Origin of the sequence: Haladaptatus sp. W1, assembly GCF_001723155.1 — an archaeon.
Taxonomy (GTDB): domain Archaea; phylum Halobacteriota; class Halobacteria; order Halobacteriales; family Haladaptataceae; genus Haladaptatus; species Haladaptatus paucihalophilus.
This window is the reverse complement of record NZ_MEIH01000253.1, coordinates 1-16,746: the sequence shown is the minus strand read 5'-3', so window position 1 is coordinate 16,746 and position 16,746 is coordinate 1. Positions and strand designations below refer to the sequence as shown.

The window sequence follows — 16,746 nt, the reverse complement described above, 5'->3', positions numbered from 1 at the left end:
AGTTCCATGCACGACGCTACGTGCTCCGGTTTGGAGTACTGTTGGGCTCCGGCATTCGATTCCGCAACCGCGGAAAATAGAGGAAGTGACTACTTCAGCGCGGCGTCGAACGCCTGTTGGAGGTCCGCCTTCAGGTCGTCCACGTGCTCGATGCCGATGCTGGCGCGGATGAGGCGTCGGTGAGTCCGGCGGCCAGAATAGAAGTCCGCTCCCCAGTGCGAGCCCTAGATAATAACGGTCCCAGGGAAGCGTCGGTTTGGTGAATACGTTTAGATAGTCATCGAATACTCGTATACGGTTCGTCGGCCGAATTTTCCCGGTCTCTGGGTTGTAGTCAATGATCCCAGCATCGGCAAGTGCCGGAATGTGGGTCTGGTACAGCGAAATGTAGACCCGTTTTCGTTGTTTACTGAGGAGATCTGTTGGCGACGTATTGTATTCCCAGGCAGCAACGTGGTCGGTCACATCGGAAAAATCGACAGCGCGATTTTCTCGTCGCAGATAGTGAACTGCATATCGTCGTCGCATGTTCTTCAATAACTCGAACACCTGATCCTGGATAGTTCAGTTCGGTTCATTGAATCGTTCAGTTGTTCAGTGAATACCTTCATGCCACTCTCCTCGGCGAGCGACGGTTGAGTCCAACGATACAGAGAACACCATTTGACAGCCTAGTCACTCTTCTTCGGCATTGTTATCTCGCTGCTGTTTCCGGGTAGCAGCTCTCTACGGCCAATGTTATCAGAGTAGAATTATCCCCTTTTGTTGAGAGAGCGTTTGAACAGTGGTTTTACTCAAAGCAACACCAGTTGGTGAGGGCTTTCACCAACTGAAGGTACTCGGTACCGCTTCGAAGGAATTTCCTGTTTGATATAATGGACCGACTACTTCCATTCGGGTATACGAATTGGTGTCGTTTTGACTTTCATCCGACTATCTCTTCTGATTTTGGTGCTATCATTAGCATCCGCGTTTGTAGACTCGCTCTATAGGATCTGCGGTGAAGTTACGAAGCACTAGATGCTGATTACACCGTTGTAATAGAGGGGGATCGCGAACGCGACCCCCTCCATTTCGCAGAAATAGACGCAGAAATAGACGCACTCCACCGTAACCAACCGATTACTACCACCATGTGTCACCGGCAGTGCGGTGTGAATCTCTTGTGGTGGTGTGGTTCGAGAGGGGGTTCTTCGAATCCCGTGATTACAACGCTATAACCTGCTCTTCGTGGTTAGTTCCCTCCCGTGTTCGCTTCGTGGGCGCGCATCCACCCAGCGAGGTCGGGATGGGCAAACGTGATCTCGATGTGGTGACCACCGACGCCCATTGCATCGTCCACACATAGCGTTCGGGATTCCTTGTAGGTCACACCAGGAACGCGCTCAGCCATTTCCTCCATGACACGGTAGCCATCGTTCTTGTACGCACACCCGTAGTGGGTCGCGACCTCTCGATATCCTAACCGTGCGACCATCACGTCGTTCGTCTTGGCGACGTTCTTCGCGTGCTTGAGAACATCGAGATACTTGTCTTCGACCTGTTGGCTCTCGGCGCGCTTCTCGCGGAAGTTCACGAGCTCTGTATTCTGTTCCGAACGCTGAATTGTCTCGAAGAGCTGGCGACCTGCATTGGTTGCTTCCGCGGCGAGGTTCGGCGAGTCGTCGTCAACACTCTCTTCGGTCTCGTAATCGCGCACGAGATTGATTATACGCGAGACTGACGCCCGGACCCGACTATTCTTCTCCTCTGCTTTGGTGAGATCGTCAATGTCTGATTCCATGGTCTCGGTCGTCTCTTCGAGACCACCGAGTTTCTGTCGATCCTAGGCACGCTCTTTCACCGCCTCGGTGTGGTAGTCTTCGAGTTCATTGACTCACTCGTTGCAGGACTGCGTCTTGCAAGTAATCGTCTCTCGATGGGCTTGTGCCGTGGCTGCAGACGTTTCTAGTTTTTCGATGCGTTGTGAAGCTCCTCGATTATGTGATCTCTTCGATCAAATCGAATCCGTTTTTGAATTCAATTTGTCCTTCAAATCCTTGAGCTTCAATTGCTCTCACCACACCTTTGCCCGCATCGGTGTCTGTCGTGACAACGGTGACAGACGCCGCGTTACTGCTATCGAGGAGCTGCATTGCAACGCCTGCAAGTGCTGTGTCTGCCTTCTCGATCTGGTCCTCGCTTCGATTCGACGCCTGTGCAATGAACCGCCGAACGCTGTCCATCACCGCTGCGACAGCACCGTTTGTATAATCGAGTTCGTCAGCGACCGTCACCCACCCGGCGTCGATCGCACTGTTGATCGGTGTCTGACCTGGTGTACTTCGAGTAGGTGCTCCCCCGAGTTCAGCGTATACTCGTTGGGGAATCACAAACGAAATTCCGTTGCGGTGTGCAAACCGCCTGAGTGCGGTGTACTTGTTGTTTTGCTGCCGTCCACATGCGATGAACAATCCCGAATCTGCAACCCAGGCATCACTCTCGATATCCGAACCAACATCACTCATTCTTTCCTCTCCTATGTCTCTGTGTTCGGTGGGTGGTCGCGTGCGTTTTGGATCCGATCAAAGTAGGGGTCGTGCGGTTGCATCTCGAGAATGACTTCTCTCAGTGCGTGAAGCACAGCGATCGCGAACGCAACCTGCAGATCAAGCTCTCGAGCAGCAATTCGCTCGGTCATTTCCCCATCAACGTAGGGAACGGCGTACGTGAGTGCAGCAGCAAGCTTGCCGAGTCCATATCGGTCGAGTAGGAGGTCAAGGTCCTGGTCCTGCGGAGTCCGGCCGACTGCTTCGATGAGAGTGGGTGTGATCGTATATTCAGCCCCATCAAGATCTGCGGTCAGCGTAATCGGCGTCGCCGTGTAGGTGTGTGTTTTCTGTGCTTCATCACGGGACAAGACGCCCATCTCTACGAGTGTCGCTGTATCCGAATAGGCGGTCGTTCGAGGCGTCTCTAATCCGTCGACGATTTCGTCGATCGTCACCGCTTCATTTCGCAGGATGTAGGTATAGAGACGGGCCAGTCGTGGTTCGGATAGCAGCTGAGCAACCGAGAGGAAACCATCGATGACGCGTTCGGGATTGCCTTCGGCTTTTGCCATACAATACATGATTCATGTGTTGTGTAATAAGACTTGCGTCCACCGTCATGCCTTGTTTTCTAAGAGTTAGTGTCTGCACTTGTATCGGAGATTTCCGAGCAGGTAGAGATTCGGCTTGAGCATGAAGCCCACTACGACTGGATATCGTTTGTGCCGTTGCGCGATTCGGATGCAGGTGCGTTGACGAAGTACTTCGGGAAGGTCGCTGGTGAAGACGAGTACAAGTATCGGGGTATCGAGTGTCGCCAGCGGAGTACGCCCTCGTATATCGACGAGGCACAGAAAGCGTTGATTCGAGCGGTGGATGAGTTTCGGGATCCAGAGACGGTGTGTGAGGAACTGCGGTCGTGGGTGGATCGACTCGAGCGTGGGGCGGTTGATCCGAACGAGTTGGTGATTACGAATCGGGTTTCGAAGAAGAAGGAGGACTACACGCAATCGACACGGAGTGTGGCGGCGCTGGAGCGGGCGGCTGATTTGGGGTTAAGCCGTGCCCCTGGGCAGAGTGTGTCATATGTGGTTGTTGATGATGCGAAGCAGTCGCGAGAGCGGGTAGAGTTGGCGAGTGAGGAACTTGGTGAGTATGATGTCGGGTTCTATCGGGAGTTGTTGGTTCGTGCAGCAGCGAGTGTGGTATCGCCGTTGGGATGGCGTGAATCGGATATTGAGCAATACCTCTCGAGTCATGACGAAATCAGTCTCAAATCATTTCTCTGACGATACACATTTCGAGGATGAGTTGGAGTTAATAGTATGAATATTTCGACTAGCGGTGTAGTGAAATTCCTCTTGATTTTCAGTCTCGTCGGGAGCATTGTCAACGAGCAGAGGATAGGCGCGTTGATCAGCCTCACTCTCCTCGTCCTCTGGTACGAGTGGCGAGAATACAAGCAAAAGAATGGCCAGGGCGAATCTCAGAACAATATCGAAGACGAGGGAGAATCGACTACGAACTCAGTTTGACCGCGATTAGAATGGATAACGAGAAATTGTAATCAACCGATCTTCTACGTCCAATTTCCATACCTACTGAACGACTGTTTCGTCGTTATCGTCGCGATATGAACGACTATTGCGTATAGAGATTCGCAAAAGAATCCAGACATAGGTTCTCTTTATTCACCAGTGACTGTCAGAAACGTCGTGCGAGATACACAGCGCGTATCTCCCATACCCTACCCGCTGGCAGATAGGTTCGTGGAACAAAGCTTATGCATGCTTGTGAAGTAATTTACACTATGACTACCGTTGTAAGCTCCGATGATTGGCCACTCTTCCTTCTGTGTCTTCTTCTTGCAACGGTGTTGTTCTTCCTCGGCCCTGTAGCCTTCACCGCCGTCGCTGTCGTCGCCATACTTATCTACATATTCAGACGAGAGGCCCGCGCTGGCTATGAGACCGTGATTGAATCAAACGCTCCCTCGTCTGACGAGCGTGAACAATAGACGCTCTGTATCTTGCACATACTTCCTGATAGTAGCTCGGTAGGTCGTCAAGTCTTTGCAAGATTCAGGGCGCGTATCGGTTACGGACCACCCTACTTTCGCCAGGTATAGACGACCGACTTATCCATCTGTTAGCGGATGAAAAGCCTCATCTGCAGGCTTCCTGCGGAATAGTTAATTCCATCCGGGGGAATGCCCTCAGTATGATCTCTCGCAGACAGGTCCTTGCCGGCACTTCCAGTCTCGCGCTTATCAGTCTCGCAGGCTGTAGCGGATCGGAATCTGGCGGTTCGGATACGATTGACTGCCACACGAGTGCCTCCCAGCATGGTGATGGGGATGTCCTTGATGGTGGTGCGATGGCTACCGTTCACGACGGAAATGTCTACCTCACCATCCCACTCTCCGTCGAGAAAGTAAAACACCAGAATGTGACCAGCCTCCGGCTCTACGACCCGTCCGGCCAACTCAAGTACACGATTCCCGTCTCCCCCTTGGACACCGATGTCATGCAGAAGAAGCTGGGCGTCTCGCCGGGACAACTCCAGTACCAGCAGTACATCGGTCCCCGACCGTACAACGGTCAGTACCGGATTCTCGCGATAGACAAGTCCGGGAACGCAGTTGATACAGTCACAGTCGGATTTAATTGCTTCGCGGATACCAACTAAGGGGTCGTATCGGATTCCTGTGGTAGCACGATCCACTGCCCGTGTACCTACGATCGATAGGCGATTCCTACAAGGATTATATTCTACAGATGCACACCTATCTAGTGGTTGTTTCATCACCAAGGACGTGAAACGAATCACGCTCGTCTGCGGAATACATCCGCGTAATTTACAGGTGAAGGTGATCCGTTCCGTTAATCTGACTGGTGGTCTATCCCGCTGCCTGGTTAGGGTCGGTTCGGTCACCGGAGGCTGTAGTCGACGAGGACGGAGCCGTCCTCGAAACGACGTGTCGTATCGAGAGCGAGGTCGATCCGCGCTGCGTCGGGGAGGGCTCGGGTTCCCCCACCGACGATCGTCGGGACCAAGCGCAGTACATACCGGTCGACCAGACCTGCGCGGATGGCCTCTGCCGCAAGACCGGCGCCACCGATGGACAGGTCGCGGTCGGCTTGGTCTTTCATGGCCTGTACCACTTCGGGGTCGAACGTCCGCTCCAGACGGGTCCGCGGTTCAGACACGGTGTCCAGAGTGGTTGAATAGACGACCTTGTCGGTATCCCCCCACGCCTCGGCGAACTCGCGTTCTACCTCGGAGAGGTCGTCGAGGAGAAAGGTGTCCCACACTCGCATCGTCTCATACATGCGACGACCAATAAGGGAGGTGCCGACCGATCGTTGGTGGTCGTTGAAGAAGGCATGCGCGTCCTCAGATGGTTCTGACCAGTCGAAGTTGCCGTTCTCGTCGGCGATGTAGCCGTCGAGTGATGAGTTGATGAAGTAGATGAGGTTGGCCATGAAATCCTCTTGGTCGTCGCGCCTATTCAATATAGACGACAAAAGGGCCGGAACCTGATCAGACGGTCTGTATCTACGTTGCGCACAGAGTGCATAATCAGCAACTAATTCATTCTGGTGATGTCTTTTTCTCAATGGTTACGAGCGACTCGTCGAGCGCCCTGAGAACGTCGTTATCACTTGGGTCATCTCCCCACGTATGTCGGTACGTCTCGACGTACTGGCCGATTTTTGCTGCGACTATCAGTGATGGATCTGGTTCGCCATCGCCGTATCCCCTGTTCTGGAACGCGTCACCAAAGGTGTCGCTCCGAGCCCACGAGAGCCACGTCGGCTCCGAACTATCGCCTAAGAGGGCGATTACTCGGTCATCTACGAGCCACTTGACCGCCTTTTGGGCATCGGCATCCGTGTCACCGGGAAGGATCAGCAGATCGGCGTTGTGTATATTGTCCACCGTTTGGACCTCTGCAGGCATCGAAAGTTCGACTCCGTCGGTGACATAGACTGCAGTCACGCCAAGACGCTCGAAGGACAGATCCTCAGAGTCTGCGGAGTTCGTAGAGAGGGCCGAACACCCAGCGAATGAACTGAAGAGGGCGATTCCGGTCACACGGAGTGCGTTTCGACGAGTGCAGTGTCGCATAAGAGATGAGTCGCTGAACGAGGGCTTAAATAGAGTCGTTCCATCGAACCGGGCATTAGTTTTTGGAGCCGAACAGCGACGATAGCAGCGATAAGTGGAGTGAGTTGCCGTTACTTGTCGGGGTATGACTTGGATCTGAATTCAGTGAATTACGTCCTAATTCCCTTTCTCGGGATTCTTGTGGGAATATCGTGGGGAAGCACCGGCAGCAAATTATGTCTCCGGACAAACGACCGTGCTGCTGAACTCACCCTCTCTATCTGGCATACCATTCCTAACAGGTCACTAGTGGGTGACGTTCAACTACTGGCTCGTCAGCTCGGGACATTTCGGCACGGTCTCAATCAAGCCGTCCTCGACTGTCGATAGTGGGCGTAGTTGATTATAACGTTGTAATAGAGGGGGATCGCGAGAGCGACCCCCTCTGTTTCGCAGAAATAGACGCAGAAATAGACGCACTCCACCGTACCCAACCGATTACTACCACCATGTGTCACCGGCAGTGCGGTGTGAATCTCGTGTGGTGGCGTGGTCCGAGCGGGGGTTCTGCGAACCCCCGTGATTACAACGCTATAACCAGTGGCCCCCCTCTATCTCCGCGTTAGCTTCGTGTGCTCGCATCCACCCGGCTAAGTCGGGGTGGGCGAACGTGATCTCAATGTGATGACCACCGACACCCATAGCGTCATCAACCGACAGCGTTCGAGATTCCTTGTAGGTCACGCCGGGCACACGTTCGGCTATCTCCTCCATCACCCGATAGCCATCGTTCTTGTACGCACAGCCGTAATGCGTCGCAACCTCCCGATAGCCCAATCGTGCGACCATCACGTCATTCGTCTTGGCGATGTTCTTCGCGTGCTCGAGGACGTCGAGATACTTGTCCTCGACTTGCAGACCCTCTGTGCGCTTCTCGCGTCGACCTTGACTAGATATGTATATGGGTACTTGCCACGGCTGTGGGAACAGAGTTATACATACCCACCTCCAATCTAATAATGGGTATGTCCGAAATAGCTACTGATGAACGGGGTCGTATCACGATCCCGCAAAAAACACGCGAACGATTTGGCGAGCATTATCGCCTCGTCGAACTAGAGAACGGGATCAAACTCATTCCGATTGATGATGACCCACTTGAAGGCCTTCGAGACGCTGTCGGGGATGCGTTTGCTGACAAAGACGCCGCCGAGCTGAAAGAAGCGGCTCGAACGTCTGCGACTCAACAGATCAACGAGCGGCATCGCGATCGTAGCAAGACAGAACACGAACAGAGTGAGGAATAGCTTGTGTACGTTGAGACCGATTTTCTCACCGCCTTGGTGAAAGACGACGACTGGCTGCAAGACTCGGCACTGGATGCCCTCAAAGAGTACGATGACATCCACACCTCCATTCTTTCGTACGCCGAGGTTCTGGTCCTCTTCTATGACCACATTGAGGCAGAGTATGAGATCGATGCGCCGCGAGCTATTACGAACTTGCTCGAACTCGTTCCTATCGTCCCAGAAATTCACGAAGATGCGATTCTCGCAGCTGCAACGTATATCGACGAGTATCATATGACGCCATTCGATGCTCTCCACGCTGGTCTTGTCGCGACGAAGGGCGAGCAGATACTTTCAACCGAACTAGATTATGATACTGTTGGTCTTGATCGGGTACCGCTTGCTCCATCAGAAGTGGATGATTGATTCTACGGTTGGTTCTCGATTGACCGGTTGTTAGTATTAGATACTAACGCAGACGATCTATTGGAGACGAAAGCAGTGCTCGAAGAGAATGGGTGGCGGATTGTGCATGGCATCGTCGATAGCGTGTGGGTGACACCGATCGAAGGGGAGGAACAGACGTCGCTTTCAGAGCTAGTCTCGGAGATTTCCGAGGAAGTAGAGATTCGGCTTGAGCATGAAGCGCACTACGACTGGATATCGTTTGTGCCGTTGCGCGATTCGGATGCTGGTGCGTTGACGAAGTACTTCGGGAAGGTTGCTGGCGAAGACGAGTACAAGTATCGGGGCATCGAGTGTCGCCAGCGAAGTTCGCCGTCGTATATTGACGAAGCGCAGAAAGCGTTGATTCGAGCGGTGGATGCGTATCGTGATCCGGAGGCGGTTTGTGAGGAATTGCGGTCGTGGGTTGATCGACTTGAGCGGGGAGCGGTCGATCCGAGTGAGTTGGTGATCACGAATCGCGTTTCGAAGAAGAAGGAGGACTACACGCAGTCGACCCGGAGTGTGGCGGCGCTAGAGAGGGCGGCGGATTTGGGACTGGCGCGTGCCCCTGGTCAGAGTGTGTCGTATGTAGTGGTGGACGATGCGAAGGAGTCTCGTGAGCGGGTGCTGTTGGCGAATGAGGAGTTGAACGAGTATGATGTCGAGTTCTATCGGAAGGTGTTGATTCGTGCAGCAGCGAGTGTGTTGTCACCGCTTGGGTGGCGTGAGAAACGGATTGAGCAGTTCCTTGCGGATCACGATGAGATGAGCCTCAATTCGTTTCTTTAGCGATTGCACGTTTGAGGAAAGATCTGTTGTCCATCTGCGCCTCCATAGAACAAAAATCATGACCCTGTAGAGTTATCGACCTGTGACAAATTCCTAATATCGCGCTGAACATAGGGCGCAAATTGGCCAAGATGGGCTGTCGGCGATATTTTACCAGGCTCTCTCCTATGGAGAGTACACGAAGTGAATATCTGAACGAAACGTTCAAATATTCAGATAGCGCAGATCCAGTAGTCACGAAGCAATTCGTGTTATCAACACTCACCACAAACTATGCCTTCATTTTCAGAGGAGAAACGAGACCGAATCCGAGAATCGCTCCGTGATACCGGTCGATAACTGTTCATTCGACAGGGAATCCGCAAGACAACGATATCAGAACTCACTGAACCAGCAGGCATCGGCACTGGCACCTTCTACCAGTACTTTGACTCAAAAGAAGCACTCTATATCGATATCTTGGAGCAAGAAAGCAAAGAGGTAATCCCCCGATTGTTGCGGGAATCGTTTGAGGCATATGGTGATCCAGAGAATGCAATCGCAGCACTCCTCGAACAGTCTCTCGACGAGATCGAGTCCAATCCAATCTTCCACCAGGTCCTCATCGACGAACAGGAACTTTCCCGCATACGTGAGCAGATTCTGGACGAGGAGGCGTCTGAGAAACGAGGAAATGCGATTGACCATTTCCTTCCGTACATTGAGATCTGGTATGATGAAGACAGAGTTACTGGATCAGATCCAGAAACGATTGCCCATACGATTAGGGCTGTCGTTCGGTTGGCCCAGCAGAAAGAACGAATCGGGGAAGAACAATATCCCAAGGTTCGAGATACACTCATCGCGGCTGTCGCATCCGGGCTGACACGAGAGCAGGACTCCGTGGAAGGCACTCATGAGTGAATTCGGGGGAGAACGATTGGACGGCCCGTCCGTCGTCTCATTGAGCGATTCTGAAGCGACTGACCCTGAGCTTGTCGGCGGTAAAGGAGCAAACCTCGCTCGGCTAGCGACGGCGGGATTTCCGATTCCGGACGGGTTCTGTGTAACAACCGTCGCATATCAACAGCTCATCGATATACCGACGAGAGAAGCGATTGCGTCGCTATCCGAACTCGAACCGACGGATTCAGAAGCGATTGCAGACGTTGGCGCGACCGTGCGGAAGCAGATACAGGAACTAGAGTTCCCAGCCGACGTTCGGGATTCCATCAGGGGAATACTCAACAAGGAAGAAACCTCCTCAACGGAGACGTACGCAGTACGGTCTAGTGCGACAGCCGAGGACCTCCCTGATGCCTCGTTCGCCGGGCAACAGGAGACATTCCTGAACGTACAGGGGGTGGATGCTGTCATCGACCGCGTCCGTGACTGTATGGCGAGTCTGTTCACTGATCGGGCTATCGCGTATCGAGCGAAGAACGGGATCTCACAGGAGGATGTCTCAATTGCAGTCGTCGTTCAGCAGATGGTTTCTCCGGACGTCTCGGGGGTGCTCTTCACAGCCGACCCACAGACGGGGAACCGCCACACTACCTCCATCGAGGCGTGTCTCGGTCTCGGCGAGGCGCTTGTCTCCGGAGAAGTGAATGTGGACAGCATCACAGTCGATGCTCGGACGGGCGATATTCGCACTTACGAGGTCGGTGACCAGCAGGTTGCAGTTCGCCGCCGCTCCAACGGAGGTACGGAGACGGTCGAACTTCCGAGCTCCGAACGATCGAGGCGGGTGCTCACCGACGACCAGGTGCATGCACTGGTCAAGATCGGACGAGAGATCGAGTCACTCTTCGATCGACCGCAGGACATCGAGTGGTCAGTGACAGACGGCGAGGTCATTATCCTGCAGGCCAGACCGATTACGTCGTTGTTCCCGCTGCCCTCACCCGCTCCAGATGACGATCGACTCCATGTCTACATCAGCATGGGACACGGACAATCATTCGCCGAAGCGATGCCTCCACTCGTGGTAGACGTCTGGAAGTCGTACGTTCAAACGCTGTTCACCGAATACGGATTTGACCCCGATACACGGTGGGTGGTCGAGGTAGGCGGGCGCATCTACCTCAACGTATCGCCTCCACTCCGCTCCAGTCTGTTGCGAAAGCGGTTTCCTGAGAGAATAGGTGAGGCAAACGAGCAGATGGGGGCCGCTATTGGCGACCTTCTTGACCGACGGGGCGAGGAGTTTCACCAAGACCGGACGCTCTTGGAACGACTTGCTTCAATACCCACTGTTGCGAGTTCGGTATGGACTCTGCTGCGGGACTCCATCCCTCAACTAATCACGGTGTTTGGTGGATTCGTTGGCGCGTTCATTGGTGACTCTGTGTCTCCAGAGCGAGAACAGACAAAGTGGGAGACGTGGGGGCAGAATATCGCCTCCCAGGTACGGTCTCCTGAAGACACAGCTGGGCAAGTTCGTGCTGTCTTCGACATCCCTAGGGAGGCCACGCAGTTTCCAGCAATGGGTTCACTTATCGCCGGAAATGCCGCAGAGGGCAAACTTGAACGACAATTCCCCAATGCTCCCGATGACGTCAACGCCGTCGGGAGGGGGTTGCCAGAGGAAATGCTGACAAAGGTCAATCTCGGAATCGGTGACCTTGCGGATGTAGCGCGAGAGTATCCTGCCGTCGTTGAAGCCCTCAATCGTGATGCACCGCTCGAAGCAATCGAAGCTGTGGAAGGCGGAGACGCGTTCCGCTCTGAACTTGCAGAATTCCTCGATTCCTTCGGTCACCGAGCGACTGGAGAGATGGACATCAGCCGTCCTCGATGGCGGGATGATCCGTCGGTATTGCTGTCCATTGTTCAATCAACAGTCAAGACGAGTGACGTTGGAGAACATCGCGACCGCGTCCAAGAATTGGAACAGGAGGCTGCAGCGGCAGGGAAACGGCTCGAGCAACGAGCAGGCAACAGGGTCTTTGGTTCACTCCGTCGACGCCTCGTCAGTCGACTGATCCGGACGTATCGCGCTGGTATTCAAACTCGCGAGTATCCAAAACACGGTGTTGCATACTTCTACGCGGCATGGCACGAGGTACTTCGTGACGCTGGCGAACGGCTGGCTTCGCAAGGGGAACTCGTCGATTCTGATGATGTATGGTTCCTTCGTAAAGCGGAACTTTTCGACGCACTTGATGGCGAATCGGTCGACGTCGATGTCGCAGCTCGCCGCGCCGAATTTCAACGTCACGCCTCGATGGATGCACCGCCGGTCCTGACGAGTGACGGTGAATCTCTGAGCGGTGCGAGTGAACGCGAAGACATTCCAGCGGGGGCACTGGTGGGAACTGGTGTTTCAGATGGGACTGTTGAAGGCGTCGCTCGGGTTGTTCGGGATCCGAGTGAAGAGCGGATTGAAAAGGGAGAGATTCTCGTTGCCCCATCTTCCGACCCGGGTTGGACGCCGCTGTTCCTGAATGCAGCCGGAATCGTCGTGGAAGTGGGTGGGCAGATGAGTCACGGTTCCCTTGTCGCACGCGAATACGGGATTCCGGCGGTCGTCGCTGTCCGCAATGCAACCCGGAAAATACAGTCCGGTCAGCGGATTCGTGTCGACGGCACGAATGGGATTGTTGAACTACTGAACCCGGAATCATGAGTAATAGTAATACAGGACTGCCGTTCGCCATTCCATTGACCGATCCGAAAGCTACCGAGATCTCCCTGAATCCTGCTAGTAAAGCCGTGAGCGACTCAGAAGGACTCTCGGTCGGATATCATCAAGGGTGAAACGGACGACGGCTAAGTCATGGTTCACTTCGTCAGGTTGGTCGGGTGACACTACTGGATTGATCTCAGACCCGAACATCCGTCTGAGGAGTCTATGGTTCTCGAAGTACTCACCGAGAAGCACCCTACGCTCATGCCTGGTAACGAGTTCTCCGGTGGCGGTGTGTCCGGTGCCACGGAGCCACACGCGACACTGACGGGCCTCGCGGAAATTTCGCCACCAGTTGCTCTCCTGTTTCGGCGTGACGGCGACGACCGCCGCCATCGGACTGGCAAACCGGTCAACCGAAAGCCTCTCACGTAGCAAGCACCCGGCCTGCCCAATATTTCAGGGGATGAGATTCTGCACGCGGCATCAACACTTCCCACCGGCGCGCACGCGTACCAAGGAGCAAAGACATGATCGAACGATACGACACCGTCATTATCGGTGGCGGCCAGGCCGGACTGGCGACCGGGTACTATCTGCAGCAGCACGACCAGGACTTCGTCATCCTCGATGCGAGCGAGCGCGTCGGCGGACGTGACTATTGTACTCAACTCAGCCTCTCTATCCAGCACGAAATTCCTGAAGAACGGCTGGAGATCTCTACCGATGATGAACTTGATTTAGGGCATCAGCCGTTGCTGTCCCTGATATTCGGATGTATTTCTGTACAGTCGCCAGATCGCTCCACCCCATCAGGGCTCGTAGCGGCACCGGGGCGACGCCTTCGTAGGCGTGGTAGCTGGTTGCGGTCGTTCGCAGACAGTGTGGATAGACCCCACCCGAGAGATCGGCCTCGTTCGCGGCAGTCTGCACTCGTCTGTTGATGGTTGACCGCGACCGAGGAAATGCATCTTATCGGTTAGCAATGTGCTCAACACACAGTTCCAGCCGAAATTAGAGGTCAAATGGGATGAGCCGAACTGAGGCCGCGGTCTTCGGGTGCCAGCGGGACGCAACGGCATCCTCAACAGACAAGTTGTCGTTGTGGGTGGTCTCCTGTCGGGCCCGTCTTCGGCAGTATCCGCACTGGCAGGGCTCGTGTTGTGGAGTACGAATTGTGCGGCGGTTCCAGTTCATCCACGTGGTCTGAAAGTGCGCAATTTCACCGGCTCGGAGCCCGAGTCGGCCTGCGATAAGACAGATGGATCGTACTTCGAAGTCGTGCAGTTCCGGGAGTGTCGAGCAAGCTTCCAATAGGAGTTCGAACTGCCGGTCGGTGAGGACGTCCTCGTGGGTGTGCCAGGCCGTTAGCGTCCTCCGGTGGCGACCCGCCTATTCAGTCGCGGGTTGGTTGTGATGAGACACCCGTAGCGGTACTCATGCTGGTGGATTGGGAGTACCGACAAGTCGGGCTGATTAGAAGGTGCGTATTTCTCAGTAGGAGATTTTTTGGACAAGTAGCGCTACGAGGAAAGATTGGACGCGTATGCCCTTAACCACGCCACTACCGTCCGTGCAGTCGGTAAAGACTCCAGTCGATTTTCTCAGGTCTAGTAACGGACACTCTTCGTCCTCACGTGGTGTCAATAGCGGACATGATGCGCTGAACTAAGCAAATGCTGAATTCAAAATGGTCTTCAAGCGAGTGTTCAGACCAGTTCAAGTCTGACGACGACAGATTTCTAGGTTACCACTTCTTCCGATGAATCCCCCGGTTCTGTCGGGGGTTTGCAGATGAGAATCTCTATCCAGCCACGCCCCTGTGTAACAATCCGGATATCGTAGAATTCCCCGGTCTTCAAGCCATTCTTGACGGCTGGGACATCAATCAAATCGTTCTTAAACCGATTCTGAATCTGCCGTTTGGGGCATTCCAGAACCATTGGCATGATGTCTTCGACTAAACTCGCCACCTTTGCCGCGATCCCACCGGTAATCATAATCTCATTCATCGAATAAATCACATTGGTTTCAAAATCCAACACGAGTTCAATATCAACTCCGTCTTTGTCGTGTACTAACTGGAACTCGACGTCCATCCAGACGTCCATGTCCGCGTTGGGGAATTCAGGTGTAACAAGTTCCAACGGAAAGTAGTATCTGATTCGATCAGCATTCCAATCGGAGGAGGGTTCTGACTTTCCGCGAAGACGCAGTTCGGCTATGTCGCTAATAAACTTCTTCAACTCGGTATACACGATGGCATCAACTGTCCGATTATCCCAGCCGACCACTTGGCATTCAGTATCGTCTATCGAAACTGTAAGTCGGGGTCCCAACGGCATCCACGGCGACCCACTTTGACGGCCTTGCAACTGAAGGAATGTTGTATAATGAATAGTGAACGAGTGTTCTCCGTCGGCGGGGATTTCGTCTAATGTAAACAGAGGTGGACCGTTGAGGCGGAACTCAAAGTCCTCGAATTGAGTCTTATCGTCTTTTGATTCAATAGCCCAGCTAACTTTTACCTCTGAAAACGGCGGCGCCTCGGTCTTTGTCGTCTCAAACGTGACGACGGAAAAATATTCCTCTAGATCTACTGGCGGGACCGGGTCGTCCGGAGCCACAATTTGTCCCCCTGTTCTGGTGTTGTTGTTTACTCGGATATTCATGATGTTCGTTTGGGGATTCGGCAACTCTCCACCCATACACCGTTCTGTACCTGTTAGTAGACCCACAAACGTGGTCAAATGTTATATACTAGTATGTAAAAAATCTGTCTTTAACACCACCTTCTATCTTACCGCATGTAATTGTAACACTTGATACAACAAATGGAGACATCGTCTATATCAACGCTGTCATACCAACTGTAGATATTCTCAAGGATATATTGTTGATTAAGACACTCTTCATCCATGATCAAATTTGGCCATCCCTCTAAGATACCTTTACGTCAACGGCAGTGAATTCTAGCAATCAATATCAGAATAAGAAAGATAAGCACCTGTAATCCATTACTTCCTTACTCTCCCTGTTTAGCAGAAATTCTAATTGCTACCAGTAACTACCATCTAATAGATGCCAGAGCAGACAAACATTCATTGATATTGTTCTAGTCCTATTTATTATGGTCGCCATTTTTGCAACTACGCAATATTTATCACCCATCATTGGTTTTTCTAAAGATTCTTTGCTAACCTTCATACTTTCAGCATTTATACCTGCCGTAGCAATATTGTATTCAATCATATCTGAGTCAAGCTTTTCAAATTGCCATTTTGAGGCTGGTTCTATCTGTTCCCAGGAAGATCACCAATTGGTACAAAAGTGATCAAGATGGGGATGCTGGAAGGAATACGGATACTTCTTTTCTCGGTGAGGCTGCTCCTTTACGAGAGTCAGAAAGAAACTACGAGAAAACTCAATTTAGACCTTATGATGTATTTAAATCATATGGGTCACAAAGAACGTAAGAATCTTGAAGAAGATACTTGGAATCAAATATTAGATATGTGGAAGAATAGACGTCCAACTGATTATCAGACACTAAAATCAAATCTGGATTTAGATGAATATAGATTTAAGGTAGAGTTGATGACTGATGAGAACAGACGGTTACGGTTAAATGTGGTTCCAGTACTCACTAACGTACAAGATAACAACGATCGACCTGCTGAATCCAATGATATTGTTAAAGATTTTCAGATGGATTTCCACAATCGTATCGTAGATTTAGCAGTATTTCATGACGAATTCGAACCATAACAATTCTAGTTCTAAACTAAATATATTCGTGGTGAATTCGATACTGTGACGGTGCTGTTAATAGATTCAAAACGAGTCCTCTCACGCTTCCGAAAAACTGCTCCACAATCGTCTGTTGCAGGACACTCAGCCGAAATACCTGGTTGTGGCCCTTGTTGAAACCACCTACCGCTGACTCGTCAGCTCGACACGCTTCGGTACG

The 16,746-nt window shown here is 52.6% G+C and carries 17 protein-coding genes and 4 pseudogenes; 12 read left to right on the top strand and 9 right to left on the bottom strand.

Annotated elements, in window-relative coordinates; genetic code table 11:
* Window positions 1-89: 89 nt before the first annotated feature.
* The 4 genes and pseudogenes from BG842_RS33125 to BG842_RS11380 all read right to left on the bottom strand — a co-directional run.
* A pseudogene (locus BG842_RS33125) lies at window positions 90-208 on the bottom strand (PLP-dependent transferase); the annotation flags it as partial.
* Window positions 209-1,234: 1,026 nt separating this feature from the next.
* Window positions 1,235-1,783 carry a hypothetical protein gene (locus tag BG842_RS11390; protein ID WP_254663095.1) on the bottom strand — a complete coding sequence of 183 codons (549 nt, stop codon included), beginning with the start codon at window positions 1,781-1,783 and terminating at the stop codon, window positions 1,235-1,237.
* Between the two features lie 196 nt (window positions 1,784-1,979).
* The gene (locus BG842_RS11385; protein WP_175424131.1) at window positions 1,980-2,507 is read right to left on the bottom strand and encodes a hypothetical protein; all 528 of its coding nucleotides are present in this window, start codon (window positions 2,505-2,507) and stop codon (window positions 1,980-1,982) included.
* 11 nt (window positions 2,508-2,518) lie between these two features.
* Window positions 2,519-3,103, bottom strand: coding sequence for a helix-turn-helix domain-containing protein (locus BG842_RS11380; protein ID WP_069450815.1), 585 nt, complete (start codon window positions 3,101-3,103; stop codon window positions 2,519-2,521).
* A gap of 180 nt (window positions 3,104-3,283) precedes the next feature.
* Between BG842_RS11380 and BG842_RS11375 the strand changes: the two genes are divergently transcribed.
* The 4 genes from BG842_RS11375 (at window position 3,284) to BG842_RS11360 (ending at window position 5,219) form a co-directional block, all read left to right on the top strand.
* Window positions 3,284-3,820: a DNA polymerase domain-containing protein gene (locus BG842_RS11375; protein ID WP_254663094.1), complete on the top strand. Its 537-nt coding sequence runs from the start codon at window positions 3,284-3,286 to the stop codon at window positions 3,818-3,820.
* A 36-nt stretch (window positions 3,821-3,856) separates the two neighbouring features.
* Complete coding sequence (locus BG842_RS11370; RefSeq protein ID WP_069449228.1) at window positions 3,857-4,066, top strand: hypothetical protein; 210 nt, start codon at window positions 3,857-3,859, stop codon at window positions 4,064-4,066.
* Window positions 4,067-4,341: 275 nt separating this feature from the next.
* Entirely contained in the window at window positions 4,342-4,548 is a 207-nt protein-coding gene (locus tag BG842_RS11365) for a hypothetical protein (protein WP_139135964.1), read from the top strand.
* A gap of 359 nt (window positions 4,549-4,907) precedes the next feature.
* Window positions 4,908-5,219 carry a hypothetical protein gene (locus BG842_RS11360; protein ID WP_139135965.1) on the top strand — a complete coding sequence of 104 codons (312 nt, stop codon included), beginning with the start codon at window positions 4,908-4,910 and terminating at the stop codon, window positions 5,217-5,219.
* A 242-nt stretch (window positions 5,220-5,461) separates the two neighbouring features.
* Here BG842_RS11360 and BG842_RS11355 read toward each other — a convergent pair whose 3' ends face one another.
* The 3 genes from BG842_RS11355 to BG842_RS11345 form a co-directional block, all read right to left on the bottom strand.
* Window positions 5,462-6,016, bottom strand: coding sequence for a dihydrofolate reductase family protein (locus tag BG842_RS11355; protein WP_069450812.1), 555 nt, complete (start codon window positions 6,014-6,016; stop codon window positions 5,462-5,464).
* Window positions 6,017-6,125: 109 nt separating this feature from the next.
* Window positions 6,126-6,629 carry a hypothetical protein gene (locus BG842_RS11350; RefSeq protein ID WP_217493306.1) on the bottom strand — a complete coding sequence of 168 codons (504 nt, stop codon included), beginning with the start codon at window positions 6,627-6,629 and terminating at the stop codon, window positions 6,126-6,128.
* Between the two features lie 603 nt (window positions 6,630-7,232).
* Window positions 7,233-7,490, bottom strand: a complete 258-nt coding sequence (locus BG842_RS11345; protein WP_254663093.1) for a hypothetical protein — start codon at window positions 7,488-7,490, stop codon at window positions 7,233-7,235.
* 170 nt (window positions 7,491-7,660) lie between these two features.
* Here BG842_RS11345 and BG842_RS27515 point away from each other — a divergent pair, with 170 nt between their 5' ends.
* The 7 genes and pseudogenes from BG842_RS27515 to BG842_RS33115 form a co-directional block, all read left to right on the top strand.
* Window positions 7,661-7,948 carry an AbrB/MazE/SpoVT family DNA-binding domain-containing protein gene (locus BG842_RS27515; protein WP_245800213.1) on the top strand — a complete coding sequence of 96 codons (288 nt, stop codon included), beginning with the start codon at window positions 7,661-7,663 and terminating at the stop codon, window positions 7,946-7,948.
* A gap of 3 nt (window positions 7,949-7,951) precedes the next feature.
* On the top strand, window positions 7,952-8,356 hold the full coding sequence (locus tag BG842_RS27510; RefSeq protein ID WP_083252497.1) for a PIN domain-containing protein: 405 nt from the start codon (window positions 7,952-7,954) through the stop codon (window positions 8,354-8,356).
* Window positions 8,357-8,431: 75 nt separating this feature from the next.
* Complete coding sequence (locus BG842_RS11335) at window positions 8,432-9,166, top strand: DNA polymerase domain-containing protein (protein WP_254663091.1); 735 nt, start codon at window positions 8,432-8,434, stop codon at window positions 9,164-9,166.
* Between the two features lie 339 nt (window positions 9,167-9,505).
* Window positions 9,506-9,607 (top strand): annotated as a pseudogene (locus tag BG842_RS33120) (TetR/AcrR family transcriptional regulator); the annotation flags it as partial.
* An 18-nt stretch (window positions 9,608-9,625) separates the two neighbouring features.
* Window positions 9,626-10,069: a hypothetical protein gene (locus BG842_RS11330; RefSeq protein WP_254663090.1), complete on the top strand. Its 444-nt coding sequence runs from the start codon at window positions 9,626-9,628 to the stop codon at window positions 10,067-10,069.
* Window positions 10,062-12,776 (top strand): phosphoenolpyruvate synthase, encoded by a 2,715-nt coding sequence (locus BG842_RS11325; RefSeq protein WP_069450809.1) that lies wholly within the window; start codon window positions 10,062-10,064, stop codon window positions 12,774-12,776. Before BG842_RS11330 ends, BG842_RS11325 begins: the two co-directional genes overlap by 8 nt.
* 530 nt (window positions 12,777-13,306) lie before the next feature.
* Window positions 13,307-13,432 (top strand): annotated as a pseudogene (locus BG842_RS33115) (NAD(P)-binding protein); the annotation flags it as partial.
* 64 nt (window positions 13,433-13,496) lie between these two features.
* Here BG842_RS33115 and BG842_RS33110 read toward each other — a convergent pair.
* Window positions 13,497-13,727: pseudogene (locus BG842_RS33110) on the bottom strand (tyrosine-type recombinase/integrase); the annotation flags it as partial.
* A gap of 791 nt (window positions 13,728-14,518) precedes the next feature.
* Complete coding sequence (locus tag BG842_RS11315; protein WP_139136101.1) at window positions 14,519-15,484, bottom strand: hypothetical protein; 966 nt, start codon at window positions 15,482-15,484, stop codon at window positions 14,519-14,521.
* 748 nt (window positions 15,485-16,232) lie between these two features.
* Here BG842_RS11315 and BG842_RS11310 point away from each other — a divergent pair.
* Entirely contained in the window at window positions 16,233-16,544 is a 312-nt protein-coding gene (locus BG842_RS11310) for a hypothetical protein (protein WP_139136100.1), read from the top strand.
* Window positions 16,545-16,746: the final 202 nt, after the last annotated feature.

Bases quoted from the DNA above. Each gene is read 5' to 3' on its own strand.
- BG842_RS11390 (WP_254663095.1), bottom strand. From the start codon at position 1,783: ATGGAATCAGACATTGACGATCTCACCAAAGCAGAGGAGAAGAATAGT.
- BG842_RS11385 (WP_175424131.1), bottom strand. From the start codon at position 2,507: ATGAGTGATGTTGGTTCGGATATCGAGAGTGATGCCTGGGTTGCAGAT.
- BG842_RS11380 (WP_069450815.1), bottom strand. From the start codon at position 3,103: ATGGCAAAAGCCGAAGGCAATCCCGAACGCGTCATCGATGGTTTCCTC.
- BG842_RS11370 (WP_069449228.1), top strand. From the start codon at position 3,857: ATGAATATTTCGACTAGCGGTGTAGTGAAATTCCTCTTGATTTTCAGT.
- BG842_RS11365 (WP_139135964.1), top strand. From the start codon at position 4,342: ATGACTACCGTTGTAAGCTCCGATGATTGGCCACTCTTCCTTCTGTGT.
- BG842_RS11360 (WP_139135965.1), top strand. From the start codon at position 4,908: ATGGCTACCGTTCACGACGGAAATGTCTACCTCACCATCCCACTCTCC.
- BG842_RS11355 (WP_069450812.1), bottom strand. From the start codon at position 6,016: ATGGCCAACCTCATCTACTTCATCAACTCATCACTCGACGGCTACATC.
- BG842_RS11345 (WP_254663093.1), bottom strand. From the start codon at position 7,490: ATGGTCGCACGATTGGGCTATCGGGAGGTTGCGACGCATTACGGCTGT.
- BG842_RS27515 (WP_245800213.1), top strand. From the start codon at position 7,661: ATGGGTATGTCCGAAATAGCTACTGATGAACGGGGTCGTATCACGATC.
- BG842_RS11325 (WP_069450809.1), top strand. From the start codon at position 10,062: ATGAGTGAATTCGGGGGAGAACGATTGGACGGCCCGTCCGTCGTCTCA.
- BG842_RS11315 (WP_139136101.1), bottom strand. From the start codon at position 15,484: ATGGGTGGAGAGTTGCCGAATCCCCAAACGAACATCATGAATATCCGA.
- BG842_RS11310 (WP_139136100.1), top strand. From the start codon at position 16,233: ATGGGTCACAAAGAACGTAAGAATCTTGAAGAAGATACTTGGAATCAA.